The organism is Kytococcus schroeteri (genome assembly GCF_042433515.1).
GTDB lineage: Bacteria > Actinomycetota > Actinomycetes > Actinomycetales > Dermatophilaceae > Kytococcus > Kytococcus schroeteri.
On the sequence record NZ_JBHLVH010000032.1, the window covers coordinates 1 to 559 of the forward strand.

Genomic DNA, 559 nt, shown 5'->3' on the forward strand with positions numbered 1-559 from the left:
CTTATTAGTACCGGTCAGCTCCACACATTACTGTGCTTCCACATCCGGCCTATCAACCCAGTAGTCTAGCTGGGAGCCTCTCACCCACAAGGGGCATGGAAACCTCATCTTGAAGCGTGCTTCCCGCTTAGATGCTTTCAGCGGTTATCACTTCCGAACGTAGCTAATCAGCGGTGCCCTTGGCAGAACAACTGACACACCAGAGGTTCGTCCATCCCGGTCCTCTCGTACTAGGGACAGCCCTTCTCAAGTTTCCTACGCGCGCAGCGGATAGGGACCGAACTGTCTCACGACGTTCTAAACCCAGCTCGCGTACCGCTTTAATGGGCGAACAGCCCAACCCTTGGGACCTACTCCAGCCCCAGGATGCGACGAGCCGACATCGAGGTGCCAAACCATGCCGTCGATATGAGCTCTTGGGCAGGATCAGCCTGTTATCCCCGGGGTACCTTTTATCCGTTGAGCGACGGCGATTCCACAATCCACCGTCGGGTCACTAGTTCCGACTTTCGTCCCTGCTCGACCTGTACGTCTCACAGTCAAGCTCCCTTGTGCACTT

The 559-nt window shown here is 56.0% G+C and carries 1 rRNA gene; it reads right to left on the bottom strand.

What is annotated here, in order from left to right:
• Positions 1-559 (bottom strand): 23S ribosomal RNA (locus ACFFHC_RS11555); the annotation flags it as partial.